7 protein-coding genes, 2 tRNA genes, 3 rRNA genes and 2 pseudogenes are annotated in these 16,844 nt (G+C 42.8%); 10 read left to right on the top strand and 4 right to left on the bottom strand.

Going from position 1 to position 16,844, the window contains the following annotated elements; genetic code table 11:
- Nucleotides 1–222: 222 nt before the first annotated feature.
- The 8 genes from CU053_RS06080 (at nucleotide 223) to radA (ending at nucleotide 9,347) form a co-directional block, all read left to right on the top strand.
- Nucleotides 223–1,858: ribosomal RNA gene (locus CU053_RS06080) — 16S ribosomal RNA — on the top strand.
- A gap of 231 nt (nucleotides 1,859–2,089) precedes the next feature.
- Nucleotides 2,090–2,166: transfer RNA gene (locus tag CU053_RS06085), tRNA-Ile, on the top strand.
- A 142-nt stretch (nucleotides 2,167–2,308) separates the two neighbouring features.
- Nucleotides 2,309–2,384: transfer RNA gene (locus tag CU053_RS06090), tRNA-Ala, on the top strand.
- A gap of 175 nt (nucleotides 2,385–2,559) precedes the next feature.
- A 23S ribosomal RNA gene (locus CU053_RS06095) occupies nucleotides 2,560–6,625 on the top strand.
- A gap of 41 nt (nucleotides 6,626–6,666) precedes the next feature.
- Nucleotides 6,667–6,781: ribosomal RNA gene (gene rrf / locus CU053_RS06100) — 5S ribosomal RNA — on the top strand.
- Together the 16S, 23S and 5S rRNA genes with 2 tRNA genes alongside form the textbook arrangement of a ribosomal RNA operon.
- A gap of 298 nt (nucleotides 6,782–7,079) precedes the next feature.
- Nucleotides 7,080–7,649, top strand: coding sequence for a DedA family protein (locus CU053_RS06105; RefSeq protein WP_158107041.1), 570 nt, complete (start codon nucleotides 7,080–7,082; stop codon nucleotides 7,647–7,649).
- Nucleotide 7,650: 1 nt separating this feature from the next.
- Nucleotides 7,651–7,959 carry a PilZ domain-containing protein gene (locus tag CU053_RS06110; protein ID WP_100551494.1) on the top strand — a complete coding sequence of 103 codons (309 nt, stop codon included), beginning with the start codon at nucleotides 7,651–7,653 and terminating at the stop codon, nucleotides 7,957–7,959.
- Nucleotides 7,960–7,988: 29 nt separating this feature from the next.
- On the top strand, nucleotides 7,989–9,347 hold the full coding sequence (gene radA, locus CU053_RS06115; RefSeq protein WP_100551495.1) for a DNA repair protein RadA: 1,359 nt from the start codon (nucleotides 7,989–7,991) through the stop codon (nucleotides 9,345–9,347).
- Nucleotides 9,348–9,369: 22 nt separating this feature from the next.
- On the opposite strand, the pseudogene CU053_RS06605 reads toward radA, so the two are convergent.
- The 4 genes and pseudogenes from CU053_RS06605 to CU053_RS06135 form a co-directional block, all read right to left on the bottom strand.
- A pseudogene (locus CU053_RS06605) lies at nucleotides 9,370–10,650 on the bottom strand (aspartate aminotransferase family protein).
- A gap of 9 nt (nucleotides 10,651–10,659) precedes the next feature.
- Nucleotides 10,660–11,451: pseudogene (locus CU053_RS06610) on the bottom strand (2-oxoadipate dioxygenase/decarboxylase family protein); the annotation flags it as partial.
- A 2-nt stretch (nucleotides 11,452–11,453) separates the two neighbouring features.
- Nucleotides 11,454–12,944 carry an L-piperidine-6-carboxylate dehydrogenase gene (gene amaB / locus CU053_RS06130; RefSeq protein ID WP_233263349.1) on the bottom strand — a complete coding sequence of 497 codons (1,491 nt, stop codon included), beginning with the start codon at nucleotides 12,942–12,944 and terminating at the stop codon, nucleotides 11,454–11,456.
- Between the two features lie 30 nt (nucleotides 12,945–12,974).
- A complete protein-coding gene (locus tag CU053_RS06135) occupies nucleotides 12,975–13,223 on the bottom strand; it encodes a hypothetical protein (RefSeq protein WP_158107043.1) in 249 nt (82 codons plus the stop codon).
- Nucleotides 13,224–13,325: 102 nt separating this feature from the next.
- Here CU053_RS06135 and CU053_RS06140 point away from each other — a divergent pair, with 102 nt between their 5' ends.
- Together CU053_RS06140 and CU053_RS06145 are read left to right on the top strand one after the other, a co-directional pair.
- A complete protein-coding gene (locus CU053_RS06140; RefSeq protein WP_100551500.1) occupies nucleotides 13,326–16,325 on the top strand; it encodes a Tn3 family transposase in 3,000 nt (999 codons plus the stop codon).
- Nucleotides 16,264–16,716, top strand: a complete 453-nt coding sequence (locus tag CU053_RS06145; protein ID WP_199244227.1) for a tyrosine-type recombinase/integrase — start codon at nucleotides 16,264–16,266, stop codon at nucleotides 16,714–16,716. The genes CU053_RS06140 and CU053_RS06145 overlap by 62 nt, the downstream gene beginning before the upstream one ends.
- Nucleotides 16,717–16,844 lie beyond the last annotated feature (128 nt).

Here is a 16,844-nt window from a genome sequence, read left to right on the forward strand (position 1 = left end):
GCTGAGAATGTTCGGTACAGGTGCCCAGGTAGTGGGTTTTTGAAGATGTTTAAAGGATATAAGATGTAGATACTTGAATACTTTGAGCGAAGAATATTGCGGATTGTAGTCACTGTGTTAGTTTTGAATTTTAAATGTTTAATTGTGTGTTGAGTTATTTTAAATTTAACATTCATAATTAAACATTCAAAATTGATATAAGTGGTTATGATCTAAGGATTTAAACTGAAGAGTTTGATCCTGGCTCAGATTGAACGCTGGTGGTATGCTTAACACATGCAAGTCGAGCGGTCTAGGAACTAGATACTAGAAACTAGAAACTAGGGGTTGAATCGCTGCGCGATGATTTATTCTAAAGAATCACCTTGCTTGGTAAGGTTCGACTTCCACTTTCTAGTTTCTAGTCTCTAGTTTCTAGATAGCGGCGGACGGGTGAGTAACGCGTAGGAATCTGCCGTACAGAGGGGAACAACAGATGGAAACGTCTGCTAATACCGCATGAAGCCTGAGGGTGAAAGGTCGCGCAAGCGGTCGCTGTATGATGAGCCTGCGTTGGATTAGCTGGTTGGTGAGGTAAAGGCTCACCAAGGCGATGATCCATAGCTGTTCTGAGAGGAAGATCAGCCACACTGGGACTGAGACACGGCCCAGACTCCTACGGGAGGCAGCAGTGGGGAATATTGGACAATGGGGGCAACCCTGATCCAGCAATACCACGTGTGTGAAGAAGGCCTTAGGGTTGTAAAGCACTTTAGTTCGTGAGGAAGGCTATCAGGTTAAGAGCTGGATAGTTTGACGTTAGCGAAAGAATAAGCACCGGCAAACTCCGTGCCAGCAGCCGCGGTAATACGGAGGGTGCGAGCGTTAATCGGAATGACTGGGCGTAAAGGGTTCGTAGGTGGTCAGATAAGTCAGATGTGAAATACCTGGGCTCAACCTGGGAGGGTCATTTGAAACTGTTTGACTAGAGTTTACTAGAGGATTGGGGAATTTCCGGTGTAGCGGTGAAATGCGTAGAGATCGGAAGGAACATCAATGGCGAAGGCAACAATCTGGGGTTGAACTGACACTGAGGGACGAAAGCGTGGGGATCAAACAGGATTAGATACCCTGGTAGTCCACGCTGTAAACGATGAGTACTAGCTGTTGGTCCTGGTGTAAAAGGATTAGTGGCGCAGCAAACGCGATAAGTACTCCGCCTGGGGACTACGGCCGCAAGGTTAAAACTCAAAGGAATTGACGGGGACCCGCACAAGCGGTGGAGCATGTGGTTTAATTCGATGCAACGCGAAGAACCTTACCTGCCCTTGACATCCATAGAAGACGAGAGAGATTTTGTTGTGCCTTCGGGAACTATGAGACAGGTGCTGCATGGCTGTCGTCAGCTCGTGTTGTGAAATGTTGGGTTAAGTCCCGCAACGAGCGCAACCCTTATTTTTAGTTGCCATCATTAAGTTGGGCACTCTAGAGAGACTGCCGCTGATAAGGCGGAGGAAGGTGGGGACGACGTCAAGTCATCATGGCCCTTACGGGCAGGGCTACACACGTGCTACAATGGGCATTACAGAGGGAGGCGAAGGTGCGAGCTGAAGCGAAACTCAGAAAGGTGTTCGTAGTCCGGATTGCGCTCTGCAACTCGAGCGCATGAAGTCGGAATCGCTAGTAATCGCGGATCAGCATGCCGCGGTGAATACGTTCCCGGGTCTTGTACACACCGCCCGTCACACCATGGGAGTGGGTTGCAAAAGAAGTAGATAGTCTAACCGTAAGGGGGACGTTTACCACTTTGTGATTCATGACTGGGGTGAAGTCGTAACAAGGTAGCCGTAGGGGAACCTGCGGCTGGATCACCTCCTTAAAGGTACGAGTATGATGTTGAATTTTTAATGTTGAATGTTGAATTTTTGATGTTTGAAGTACGAAAGAAATTAAGAAAGAGCGAGAAGTATTTGAGTGTTTACAAATGATGTTTTTTCTAGAGACTAGAAACTAGAGACTAGAAACTAGAAACTAGAAACTAGAGACTAGAGACTAGAGACTAGAAACTAGAATACTTCTAGAAACTAGTCTCTAGTCTCTAGTATCTAGTGGGTCTGTAGCTCAGCTGGTTAGAGCGCACCCCTGATAAGGGTGAGGTCGGTAGTTCAAGTCTACTCAGACCCACCATCTAGAGACTAGTGTCAAGAGACTAGAAACTAGGGATTGAATCTTGCTGTGCGAGATGATTTTTTAAATGAATCATCGCGAAGCGATTCGAGTCTGGTTTCTAGTTTCTAGAGTAAGCGCAGCGAGCGTTCTAGTATCTAGAGGGGCCATAGCTCAGCTGGGAGAGCGCCTGCTTTGCACGCAGGAGGTCAGGAGTTCGATCCTCCTTGGCTCCACCATCTAGAGACTAGTGTCAAGAGACTAGAAACTAGGGATTGAATCTTGCTGTGCGAGATGATTTTTTAAATGAATCATCGCGAAGCGATTCGAGTCTGGTTTCTAGTTTCTAGAGTAAGCGCAGCGAGCGTTCTAGTATCTAGAGCCGAGATCTTTAACAATTTATTATAGAGTAATGACCAAGAGAATAAGCGCAAACGGCGGATGCCTTGGCAGTCAGAGGCGAGGAAAGACGTGATAGCCTGCGAAAAGCTTCGGGGAGCTGGCAAATAAGCATTGATCCGAAGATATCTGAATGGGGGAACCCACCTCACTCATAAAGTGCTCAGCACTTTATTCATTTCGAGAAACTAGAGATTGGAAACTAGAAACTAGAGTGAGTAGAGGGTGTAATTTGTGCATGAATGAGTATTTTAAGAGTGGGGTATCACTGACGTAAGTTAAGTGAGGCGAACGTGGGGAACTGAAACATCTAAGTACCCATAGGAAAAGAAATCAACCGAGATTCCCTAAGTAGCGGCGAGCGAAGGGGGAAGAGCCTGGTATACTTTAGCATGTGAGTTAGTCGAACATTCTGGGAAGGATGACCATAGCAGGTGATAGTCCTGTAGACGAAAGCTTGGATGTGGAACTAGGTATACGAATAAGTAGGGCGGGACACGAGAAATCCTGTTTGAAGAAGGGGGGACCATCCTCCAAGGCTAAATACTACTGACTGACCGATAGTGAACCAGTACCGTGAGGGAAAGGCGAAAAGAACCCCGATGAGGGGAGTGAAATAGAACCTGAAACCGTTTGCGTACAAGCAGTCAGAGCTAGAAACTAGAGACTAGAAACTAGAGACTAGAGATTAGGGGTTGAAGCGCTTCGCGATGATTAATTTACAAAAATAAATCATCTTGCAAAGCAAGATACGACTCCTGGTTTCTAGTCTCTAGTTTCTAGTTTCTAGGAGACTAGTGATGGCGTACCTTTTGTATAATGGGTCAGCGAGTTACTTTTAGTGGCGAGGATAACTGAATAAGGGATCCGTAGCGAAAGCGAGTTTTAATAGAGCGGACAGTCGCTAGGAGTAGACCCGAAACCGACGCGATCTATCCATGACCAGGTTGAAGGTTGGGTAACACCAACTGGAGGACCGAACCCGGTAATGTTGCAAAATTATGGGATGAGTTGTGGATCGGAGTGAAAGGCTAATCAAGCGCGGAGATAGCTGGTTCTCCCCGAAAACTATTTAGGTAGTGCCTTGTGAATGACTCGTTGGGGTAAAGCACTGTTTCGACTAGGGGGATTTTGCGATCTTACCGACTCGATGCAAACTTAGAATACGACGAAGTTGAATCACGGGAGACACACGGCGGGTGCTAAGGTCCGTCGTGGAGAGGGAAAGAGCCCAGACCGCCAGCTAAGGTCCCTAAGTTATCGCTAAGTGGGAAACGATGTGGGAAGGCATAGACAGCCAGGAGGTTGGCTTAGAAGCAGCCATCCTTTAAAGAAAGCGTAATAGCTCACTGGTCGAGTCGGCCTGCGCGAAAGATTTAACGGGGCTAAGCGATACACCGAAGCTGCGGGACTAGAGACTAGAGACTAGAAACTGGAGACTAGAGGAGATAAGATGCCGTATCACAATTTATCAGTATATCAGAAGGCATATCAGTTAGCGCTGGAGCTACACGTGGAGAGTATGAAGTGGCCGCGGATAGAACAGTGTGAGATTGGGAGTCAATTAAGGCGAGCGAGCAAATCCATATGTGCGAACATAGCGGAAGGGATGGGCAAGCAAGCGAGTGAAAAGGAAGTAAGAAGGTTTGTTCAGATAGCGATAGGCTCTTGCGATGAATGCCGGGTGTGGCTGGATTTTGCAAGGGACTTAGGGTATATCGATCAGGAGAGTCATAGGGGCTACGATGAGAGGTATTGCGAAGTTGGGCGAATGTTAAGAGGTATACAGAGAAGATATAGCTGATGTCTATTCTAGTATCTAGTTTCTAGTATCTAGTTTCTAGTCGGTAGGGGAGCGTTCTGTAAGCTTATGAAGGTGCATTGAGAAGTGTGCTGGAGGTATCAGAAGTGCGAATGCTGACATGAGTAACGATAAATAAGTGAGATTCTTATTGGCCGAAAACCCAAGGTTTCCTACGCAATGTTAATCAACGTAGGGTAAGTCGGCGCCTAAGGCGAATCCGAAGGGAGTAGTCGATGGGAAACAGGTTAATATTCCTGTACCGATGGTAGTTGCGATGGAGAGACGGAGAAAGCTAGGTCTGCCTGGCGGATGGTAGTCCAGGTGAAAGCGTGTAGGTAGTGCACTTAGGCAAATCCGGGTGTATGATGATCTGAGGCGTGAGAGGGAACAGGGCTCTACGGGGTTCTGCCAAGAGATTGATGCTCGGCTTCCAGGAAAAGCTTCTAAGCATAAATTACCATTGACCGTACTGTAAACCGACACTGGTGGGTGGGTAGAGAATACCAAGGCGATGAGAGAACCCAGGTGAAGGAACTAGGCAAAATGACACCGTAACTTCGGGAGAAGGTGTGCCTCATTAGGGTGAAGGACTTGCCTGACCACTAAATTCTATGATGGATGAAAGCTGTTGAGAGTTGTAGAGATAGACAATTTGTTGATAGCCTGTTGTAGGACGTGGAATTTAGTGGTCAGGTGAACGTCTGGAGCGTGAAGAGGTTGCAAATACCAGGTGGCTGCGACTGTTTACTAAAAACACAGCACTCTGCGAACTCGGAAGAGGAAGTATAGGGTGTGACGCCTGCCCGGTGCTGGAAGGTTAATTGAAGGGGTTATCCTACCACTTAATTATTTTGGAGTTTGATATGTATTGTGTATACGTGATTTATTCGAAAGAATTAGATAGTTTTTACTTGTGGGTTATAGTGAAAACCTAAGGAAAAGGATTGATTCGCATAAGTCGGGTAGAAGTAGATATACAAGCCGAACGAGAGATTGGATTCTTGTCTACTACGAAGCTTACGCAAGTGAAAAGCTTGCTAGGTTAAGAGAAGCTAAATTAAAGCGAGCGAATCGAATGAGGAGTTTGTTGTATAAAGGCTTAAGAGAAGAAATATCAGAGTAATTAAGTGGTAGGAGAAGCTCTGGATCGAAGCCCCAGTAAACGGCGGCCGTAACTATAACGGTCCTAAGGTAGCGAAATTCCTTGTCGGGTAAGTTCCGACCTGCACGAATGGCGTAACGATGGCCACACTGTCTCCATCTGGGACTCAGTGAAATTGAAATCGCTGTGAAGATGCAGCGTACCCGCGGTTAGACGGAAAGACCCCGTGAACCTTTACTATAGCTTTGCACTGGACTTTGAGAATATTTGTGTAGGATAGGTGGGAGACTAAGAGATTCGTACGCTAGTATGGAAGGAGTCGACGTTGAAATACCACCCTGATATTTTTGGAGTTCTAACTCAGACGAGAGTCGAGGACAGTGTATGGTGGGTAGTTTGACTGGGGCGGTCTCCTCCTAAAGAGTAACGGAGGAGTACGAAGGTGCACTCGGCGCGGTCGGAAATCGCGCCAAGAGTATAAAGGCAAAAGTGCGCTTAACTGAGAGAGTGACGGCTCGATCAGGTACGAAAGTAGGTCTTAGTGATCCGGTGGTTCTGAATGGAAGGGCCATCGCTCAACGGATAAAAGGTACTCCGGGGATAACAGGCTGATTCCTCCCAAGAGTTCATATCGACGGAGGAGTTTGGCACCTCGATGTCGGCTCATCACATCCTGGGGCTGAAGCAGGTCCCAAGGGTATGGCTGTTCGCCATTTAAAGTGGTACGCGAGCTGGGTTTAGAACGTCGTGAGACAGTTCGGTCCCTATCTGCCGTGGGCGTAGGAGATTTGAGAGGGTTTGTTCCTAGTACGAGAGGACCGGAATGAACGAACCGCTGGTGTTTGGGTTGTCTCGCCAGAGGCATAGCCCAGTAGCTACGTTCGGAATGGATAACCGCTGAAAGCATCTAAGCGGGAAGCCAGCCTCAAGATGAGATCTCCCGTCTAGAGACTAGAAACTAGAGACTAGAAACTAGGAGTTGAGTCTTGCTTTGCAAGATGGGTTGTTTTTTATAAATCAATTCATCGCGAAGCGATTCAAGCTCTAGTTTCTAGTCTCTAGTTTCTAGTCTCTAGCTTAAGGGTTGTTGAAGACTACGACGTTGATAGGCTGGCTGTAGAAGTGCAGTAATGTATGAAGCTAACCAGTACTAATTGCCCGAGAGACTTGGTTATTACTCTATGATAGATTGTTAGAGCTTTCTGCTCGCAGGTTACCTGATGAAAATAGCGACTGTGAACCACCTGATTCCATTCCGAACTCAGAAGTGAAAACAGTTAGCGTCGATGATAGTGTGGCATTCGCCATGTGAAAGTAGAACATCATCAGGTATTTTATTTGAAAGGCACCTCAGGGTGCCTTTTTTCGTTTCTGTAACTTGAGAATTGTCTTTTGTTCTATGATCTCATCTGTGAATCTGGGACATACTCTTTGCATTATCGACTGAGGATGTTGTAACATTGACCCTTAAGTTGCGTAATCGGTTTTTGCTTTCATTAGCTTCGGTTGCTAAATACTGAATCCTGAATCCTTTGCTACTCAATGTAGTAAGTAAAAGAACAACATAAAAGCGGAGTATTGATGTCACCAGAGCATATCGCACTTATTCAACAATGGGGGTATTGGCTGATGTTTGGCGCAGCCATTATTGAGGGTGAAACTTTTTTGGTGTTGGGTGGTGTGGCTGCATCTGCTGGGATGCTTGATTTAGGGTGGATTATTTTACTGTCAATCATTGGATGTTTGCTTCATGATAGTGTTTTATTTTATTTAGGGCGTTATATTGGCCCAAAAATACTAATACGCAAACCTAATTGGCAACCTATGGTTGATCGAATTAGTGTGATGATTGATAAATATAATTTCTGGCTCATTCTTGGGTTTCGCTTTGCCTATGGTTTGAGAACAATTATTCCTTTTGCCTTGGGGATGAGTAAGATTTCTAATATGAAATTTTTCATTTTTGATACGTTTGGGGCAGTTGTCTGGGTGTTGGTTTTTCTGCTTGGTGGGTATTATTTTGGGAGTGTGCTTGAAATTGTCTTGCATAAGTTGGCACTCACACACTTAGCTAGAAAACACTGGGTTATTTCAATTATTGTTTTGTTTAGTATAATCTTTGCCATCAGTTTCTTGTTCGTGAGATTGTGGAAAAGACAAGCACGAAAGAGACAACTTAAGACCGAGCTGGAAGTGTAACATGTCGGATATTCAAATCCATTTGGATTCTAAACAAGTCGGATTGGAGAAGTATTTACCGTTTGTCAAACAAGGTGCTTTAATGACGAGCATTGATCAGCCATTAAAGTTTGGTGAGGAGCACAGGCTAACGGTTAAATTGCCAGAGTTAAAGCAGGAGATTTCCTGTGATGTGCGTGTTGTCTGGATAAGCGGTGATGGTCATCAGGAAAAGAAAAAATATGGGCTTCAGTTTTTGGGCGATGAAGGGTTTGAACTAAATCAGGTATTAGAAAATTATCTGGTTGGGTTGCTAAAACATAATGAATAGCAGTCATTGCGGCAAGGGAATATAAAAAAATGGCAAAAGCGAAAACAAATTATGTTTGTCAATCCTGTGGGGCGGTGTCACCAAAATGGCAGGGTCAGTGCTCTGATTGCCTCGAGTGGAATACTTTGATTGAAACCCAGCTCAATCTCATAAAGTCGCAAAGCACTAAGGTTGGTTATGCAGCGGTGGAGGCGAAAGTCCAAAGGCTCAATGAGGTTTCATTAGCTGAATATCCCCGCATTCACTCTCCTTTTGATGAATTTGATCGAGTGATGGGAGGCGGTATTGTGCCAGGTTCCGTCACTCTTATCGGTGGAGATCCAGGGATAGGTAAGTCTTCAATTTTATTGCAGATTATGACGGTTCTATCTTTAAAATACAGTGCGCTTTACATTACAGGCGAGGAATCACTAGAGCAGGTGGCATTAAGGGCCAGGCGAATGCAGTTGCCAAATGAACATCTTTTACTAATGAGTGAAACCAATGTTGGCGCAATATGCAGGTATATTGAAACCCATCGCCCGCAACTTGTCGTGGTTGACTCCATTCAAACGATGCAAATCGAAGATTTACAATCTGCGCCAGGCGGTGTGGCACAAGTTAGAGAATCTGCAAGTTTATTGACGCAAACAGCAAAGCATTTAAACTGTGCAGTATTTCTAGTAGGACATGTCACTAAATCTGGTGAAGTGGCAGGACCTCGCGTCCTTGAACATATTGTTGATAGTGTGGTCTTTATCGAAGGACAGACCGATGGGCGCTATCGGATGGTCAGAGCAATGAAAAATCGCTTTGGAGCGGTGAATGAGCTGGGTGTGTTTGCGATGACGGATAAGGGCATGCGTGAAATAAAAAACCCTTCTGCTATTTTTTTGAATCGCGCCGAAGATGATATTTCTGGGAGTGTGATCATTGCTATATGGGAGGGTACAAGACCCATTCTTGTGGAAGTTCAGGCGTTAGTCAGTGAAAATGGATATGGTCAGCCCAGACGTTTGGCACTTGGTTTGGATCCAAATCGTGTGTCTATGCTTTTAGCAATTATGCAGCGTCATTTAAGTGTGCAACTTGGAAATTATGATGTTTTTATCAACATCGTAGGCGGGATTAAGGTCAATGAAACCAGCATTGATTTGGCTATTATTGCAGTTATCCTGTCAAGTCTATATAACCGACCGATTGCAAAAGACTGGATTATTGTGGGTGAGGTTGGTTTATCTGGTGAAATTCGTCCAGTGCCTTACGGTCAAGAGCGATTGCTCGAGGCGCAAAAGCATGGCTTCAAACAGGCGATCGTGCCTTACAGTAATTTACCGAAAAAAGATATTGGGATGAAGGTTCATGCGATTAAAAAGCTTAATGAATTAAAAGAAATGATTGCACATTAGTGCCATTAATTAGTGACTCCAGTCAGTGAGTGACGGCAGCATGGCTTGTTTCACTAAGCGCCTGCTCAATGATTGCTAATGCTTGAGATAGCTCAGCGTCGCTAATATTCAGCGGACTCAGTAAACGTAGCACGTGTTTATGACTACCTGAGCTAAGTAGAATAAGACCATGGTTTAGGGCTTTACTGATAAAGCTTTTGAGTAGATCAGGATTAGGATTTTGATCACGGTCAACAAACTCAACACCGAGCATCGCACCCAGACCACGAATTTCGCCAATGAATGAATGATTCAATTTCTGTTTGGTGAAAAAATCCCTGAATGTTTGCCCAAGTTTAAGCGCTTTGTCTGCGAGTTTCTCCTCTGCGAAAACTTCAAGTGATGCAATAGCTGCAGCACAGGTAACTGGGTTGCCTGAGTTTGTTCCTCCCAAAGAAGCAGGTGGCATGCCATTAAACAAAGACTTTTTGACAGTCAAAGCGCTCAGTGGTAAACCAGATGCCAGAGATTTACCCATCACCAGAATGTCAGGCGCACAATGATAATACTCCATCGCAAAAAGTTTTCCTGTGCGGCAAAAGCCACTTTGAATTTCATCGGCAATGAGCACAATACCATGTTGATCGCATAAGGTGCGTAATTATTGCATCGCTTCAATACTGGCAGGGATAAAACCGCCTTCACCAAGCTCAGGTTCAATGATAATAGCCGCAATATCACTAAATGAAACCTGGTTGATATTTAACGCCTCTAAAGCATGTTTAAAGCTTTCCAAATCACAACCTGCGTCAGGGTAAGCCAAGCGATAGATGTTATTAAACAGCTCACCAAAGCCTGCCTTATAAGGTTTAACTTTAGCAGTCAGCGTCATGCTCATAAAAGTGCGCCCATGAAAAGCCCCATCAAAGCACACGACTGCAGAGCGTTTTGTTGCAAAGCGTGCCACTTTAATGGCATTTTCAACGGCTTCAGTGCCACTGTTGCATAGCATCGTTTGTTTTTCAAAATCACCAGGTGTCAGTTGATTAAGTTTCTCTGCAAGCCTTAAGTAAGGTTCATGAATCATGACATGAAAGCACGGCTGGATATAGCGTTTCGCTTGTTCAATAATGGCATGGACCACTTTAGGATGGTTGTGACCAATATTCATGGCTCCAATGCCAGCTGCGAAGTCAATATAAGTTTTACCACTGATATCTGTTAGTGTGGCGCCACGTGCCTTATCGACGCAAATCCTAGTGTTGTTAGCAAGTCCGGGAGGCACTTCAGTTTCGCGCAAATGCCATAAAGAATTACTGTCCATCACGTTGACATTGGTGCTTTCAAAGATTTTATCAGCAGAAGCCGCGACAAACCCTTGATAAAGTTTACCTGTGTGATCAGGGTAGCGCTTGGCAAATTCATAATAGCAGCAAGGAATTTCTTTGGAGCCTTCAACAAATTCAACTTTGATCGTGCCTGACTTGGTGCTGGATTGCTCCAGTAGTTCTTTTGCCGTGCCTTTAATTTCACCGCCGGAGCTGTTTAAGGCAAAGCCATGTTGCTTTAAAAAAGTATTGACTTCATGCACCTCACTGAATTGGTCAAGTGCATTAATAAACACAGTGAAGTGATTGGCGCGATAGCCAAAGACGTAAAACCATGCGGCATACTCAGACTCTGCTAACAGCTTCTGATACACGTCGTAACCTGGTTTACCCCAGCAATTACCAGAGATGAGAAGTTTTTCGGGATTATGAAGCAGTGATTGTGGGATCTGATCAATGCAGGCTTTAATAGTTTTTTGCGCAAAGGGGCTTAGCTTTTCTAGTAGCAGTTGACTAATAAAAACCTTGGGTTCCATGGGGTCATTCTGCTCATAGTGCTTAGCGAATAACTTTTTCGCTTCAAAGTGATACTGTCCTTTTTCAAGGTAGCCTTCGGCAATAAAGGGTCTGGCCAGGACATCAACGCTGATGCGAGGATCATTAATCGTGCGAAGGGCGATGTGATCGTTAATAACCGTGGCATTGTGGTCGCAAAAAAGATCATAAATCTTCTGCACATGTCGGTTAGCCGTAACATATTGCTGCCATAGCTGGTCTAAAACTGCGATTTGCGTCATCTTTACTCTCCTAATGAAAATTTGATTCCTTGTGCAAGGGGTAAGTCCTTGCTCCAATTCATGGTAACGGTTTGGCGACGCATGTAAGCCTTCCAGGCGTCGGAGCCAGCTTCCCGACCACCACCTGTGTGCTTCTCGCCACCAAAGGCACCACCGATTTCAGCACCTGAAGTGCCAATATTCACGTTGGCAATGCCACAATCACTGCCAGCGTAAGATAAAAATTTCTCAGAATGATCAATGCGTTGGGTAAAAATTGCTGATGACAACCCGTGATCAACCTGGTTATTAATGGTAATGGCATGCTCAATGTCTTCAAAGGGCATCACAAATAAAATGGGGCAGAAGTTTTCCTGGTTGACAATATCCCAATCAGGTTTTACTTCAATTAAAGTCGGTTCAACATAATTACCTGGTCTATTAATGACATTGCCACCAAACAGGACTTTGCCGCCTAGTGTCTTAGCGCGAGAGATAGCCTTTTTGTAAACTTCCACAAGACCTTGATCAATCAAAGGCCCCATCAGGTTTTTAGTATCTAAAGGATCACCGACAGTAATTTGCTTATACGCATTTTGTAAACGTTTGATAACATCCTGATATATGTTTTTATGGACAAGCAGGCGACGCAAGGAAGTACAGCGCTGTCCCGCGGTACCAACGGCACCAAAAACCACAGCAGGAATCGCCAGCTTTAAATCAGCAGAGTCATCAATAATTGCTGCATTATTGCCACCTAACTCTAAAAGCGATTTACCAAAACGCTCGGCAACACGCGCACCAACCTCGCGACCAACTGCCGTTGAACCTGTGAAGGATAATAATGCCACGCGCTTATCAGCAACAAGTGCCTTAGAAACCTCAACACTTTTGGAAACAACAGAAGTGAAAACCAAAGGAAAGTTGTGCTCTTTAGCCACGCGATCACAAATCTCCTGAATGGCTAGTGCGCAAAGTGGCGTCTTGGGCGATGGGTTCCAAACGACTGTGTTGCCACAAATTGCCGCAATGAACGCATTCCATGACCAAACGGCAACAGGGAAATTATAAGCGGAGATGACACCAACGACGCCAAGTGGATGCCATTGCTCAAACATCCGATGATCTGGGCGTTCAGAGTGCATCGTTTTGCCGTAAAGCATGCGCGCCTGACCCACCGCAAAATCTGCCATGTCGATCATCTCCTGCACTTCGCCATCGCCTTCCTGTTTTGATTTGCCCATTTCTAATGAAACAAGGCTGCCTAGCTGGTCTTTGTTTTTTCTCAACTCTTCACCAATAAGTCGCACAAGCTCAGCACGTTTAGGGGCGGGGATTTTGCGCCATTCATAAAATGCCTGTTGTGCTTCAGTAATTGTTTGCTCAAGGTGAGAGACTCCAAGGCTTGGTACCTTTGCCAGAAGCGTATTATTGGAGGGATTAAAACTCTCAATATATTCGCCTGTATTATGTTTGGCGGCGTATTGTGTCAGCTTTTCGGTGTAGTGTGTCATACAAGTCATCGCACTTTTCTCCGTCAATTTTTAGATATATTCAGTTTTGTTGCGCCTGGTTGTGGCAACTTGCTTTGGGTCATTCATAAAACCATCCAGGAAGTTATAACGATAATATTGACCAAAACGATTGTCCATCATTTGCTGTAAAGAAATGTTCTCTTGCTTAGCAAAGCCTGCCTTGAAATGTTTTTCCTTCAGTGGGACTAGTGTTAAGGTCCGTGCGCTGAGCCGCCACTTGACAGATTTACAAAGTGCCGAAAAATAAAATATTTGCACTTTTTGTGGTTTTTGACTGTTCAGGCATTCCAAAATGAGTCTCACCTTGTATAATACACCTCATTTTACTACCGACACTAGTTCTTATAAGAACTTTAAACCATGGATGAATCTCCAATTTTATCTGCTAAAGAAATTGTCTTTTGTATGACAAAGAAAAGTCCGTTAAACCAAATTGCATGCGCAATTATGCTAGGGTATTTTAAGATACACCTTAGATTCCCATTGTCTGATGAAGTTTTTTTACTTCTCAAGTTGTCTTCAAAAGTTGCAACTGAATTAGAGCTAGAACAACAGAATATTTTTGAGTTTGATTGGAGTAGTCGTACTGTAGAAAGATATCGCAACAATATTAGACAGCTGCTAGGCTATAGGGAAGCTACAAATGAGGACGCTTCACCATACATTAATTATTTGCAAAATGAGGTATTACCAAAATTCCCTTCCAAAGAGATTATATTAGCGCAGTCACGTTTATATTTTAAAAGGCATAAAATTGAGCAATTCTCCGTAAAACAAATAAACCGTTATATAACTTCAGCACAGCAACAATTTGAGCAATCCTTCTTTCAAAGTATTTTTGATAACTTAACTCCAGACGATTGTTATTTGATTGATCAAATTCTCACAACCAGTACTGAGAAAATTGAGAAGGTAAAGGGTGATGATATTATTGCCTTGGTTGATCTTAAAAAGGATATTCCTGGTGCACGGTTAAAAAATGTCAATTTAGCCATAAAAAAGATTGAGCAACTCATTAAAATAAAGCTCTCCAAAGATCTATATATCAATAAAAATCGCAAGCTTTTAATAAAGTATTATGATCGAATTATGGCTTTGGCTCCAAGCAATATACTTGAGTTTAGTACCATTGCAAAATATGCAACTATGGCGATATTTTGCCACATCAGACTACAATATATGCTCGATGATTTAACAGACACTTTTACTAAGTTAATTCATAGCATGCGAACCAATGCTGAAAAAAGTGTGCGTGATTATGTACTTGGAGAAGTGGAACGTGTTGGCGGAAAGTTTAATATTCTAAAACAGATTGCCATGATAGCAGTGAATCACCCTAAAGGGGTGATTGAAGATAAAATATACCCAGAAGTCTCAAAAGAGAAGTTGATAGAAATTATTGAGGATTTAGAAAAGCGAGGATCATGGTTTAATGAGCAAGTTCAAGACAAAATTAAATCAACGTATTCGCATGGTAATCGTACCGTTTTACTGGCAATTTTAAGGGCTTTATCATTTAGAGAAGAACATCTTGACTACAAGCCAATTATTAAGGCTATTGAGTTTATTAATAAACATTGGGATTCGTCGGATACTGAAAGCTATCTAACTATGCCGCCTATTGAAAATATCATACCAGAAATTTGGCAAGCGGCTTTGTTATCAGATGGCAAACAAAATAGTATGAATAAGTACAAATATGAGGTTATCGTCTTGGAGCAGCTTAAAGCTTTTTTAGGATATAAGGCTATTTGGATTGAAAATAGTTACCGTTACCGCAATCCAAAAGATGATCTGCCTTTGGATTTTAAAGAAAACAAGCAAAAATATCTCGAAATGCTAAATTTGCCTAATCAAGGCAATTCATTTACAAAGCAATTGAAAAAACTGCTGTCAGATAGTTTATCGAGTTTAAATACCAATATTGTGAATAATGATAAAGTAACCATTAAATCAAGTAAGGTGAATAAAAACTTCTCCGTCAGTCCTTCAGATGCTCAAAAAGAACCACAAAATATTGTAGAGCTGCAGAAAGAAATTATTAAACGGTGGTCAAGCATTAATTTAATCGATATTTTGAAAGAGTGTGATTTATTAATCAACTTTACTCAAGAAATGGATACGATTGGTAAAAACAGCAATATTAATGCCACTGATCTAAGAAAAAGACTTTTACTTTGCTTATATGGCATAGGTAGTAACACGGGGCTAAAAAGAATTAGTATTGCCAATGGTGATGTTAGCTATAGTGATTTGCGTTATGTAAAGAGCAGGTTTATCAATAAAATCAATGTCAGAAATGCCATTCGTGCCGTGGTGGATAAGGTGCTAGAGATTCGAGACCCAGAAGTTTGGGGAGTTGCGACTACCTCTGTTGCCTGTGACTCAACTCAAATCAGTGCCTGGGATCAGAATTTAATGAATGAATGGCATCATCGTTATAAAGGCAAAGGTGTGATGATTTACTGGCATGTTGATAAAAAAGCCCTCTGTATTTACTCACAACTAAAAACATGTTCTTCCTCTGAAGTGGGGTCAATGATTAAGGGCGTCATAGATCATGATACTAAAATGAACATGGATCGTGTTTTTGTAGACACTCATGGTCAGAGTGTTCTTGGGTTTGCCGTTGGGTACATGCTTGATTTTGACTTGTTGCCAAGGTTTAAAGCTATCAATAAACAAAAGATATGTGGCGTCACTTCATCAGATAAACAAAAGTATGAAAATATATCACTGATAATGAAAGGTACAATCAACTGGAAAATAATAGAGGAAAACTATGAAGAGGTTGTTAAACACATCATAGCCTTGAAATTAGGTATCATAGAGCCATCTGTTTTAGTTAAGCGCTTTAGTAAAGATAACTTTAACCACCCTGTCTACAAGGCGTTGATGGAAATAGGCAAAGCTAATAAAAGTATATTCCTGTGTAAATATCTTCAAGATGAGAATCTGAGAATTGAAATTAATGAAGGTTTAAATGTTGTTGAACGCTTAAACCATGTCATGGATTTTATTTTTTATGGGAAGCTAGGAGAGCTAAAGACTAATCAGACAGATGATCAGGAACTGTCAGTGCTCTGCTTACATTTATTACAAGCTTGCATGGTGTATATCAACACTTTAATTATTCAGCAGGTATTATCAGAGCCTCATTGGAATGGAAGACTTACACCAGAAGATTACCGTGCACTTACTCCATTACTCTCAACGCATATTAATCCTTATGGCCTATTCCCGATTGATTTTAATGAGCGTTTAGCAATTTATACCAACTTACTCAAAGAGGCAGAAAATGACTACCATTCAACGAACACCTGTGAGAGAGAAAGCAAAACAGCTCTCGAAACAGCTTAAGCAAGAAAATCCAGATTATAATTACTTGAGGGAGCTCTTTAGGCATATACGCAAAGAACTTCATGTTGAAGTTGATAAAGGGACGACAAACAAGCTGCCTTACGTGCCCACTGAAGAGGAGATCAGTCAATACTATAAAGTTGTGTGGCAATCAAGAAATATGAAGTATGTTGTAATCGTTAAAACACTGCTTTATACAGGAGTAAGAGTATCTGAACTCATTAATATTAAGCTAAACGATATTGATTTGGACAGCTGCCAAATTCGTATTAATAAAGGCAAAGGCGATAAAGACAGAATAGTTCCTTTTCCAAAATCATTTATGGAAGTATTGGCTGTATGCATAAATGTTGTGGAAAGAAAATCAACTCCATCTATTGTACTGAGCTGAAAAGCTCCCATTCAGATCGTATCTGTAAAATTAGAAAAAGACTTGAATGAAGGGGCTTGAGTATCCATTTCACCTCTTGGTTAAACTCCAGATATTTCCTTCTGACCCACTTGGATGGCATTAGTGTT

The organism is Caedibacter taeniospiralis, from assembly GCF_002803295.2.
GTDB classification, from domain to species: Bacteria; Pseudomonadota; Gammaproteobacteria; order Francisellales; family Francisellaceae; genus Caedibacter; species Caedibacter taeniospiralis.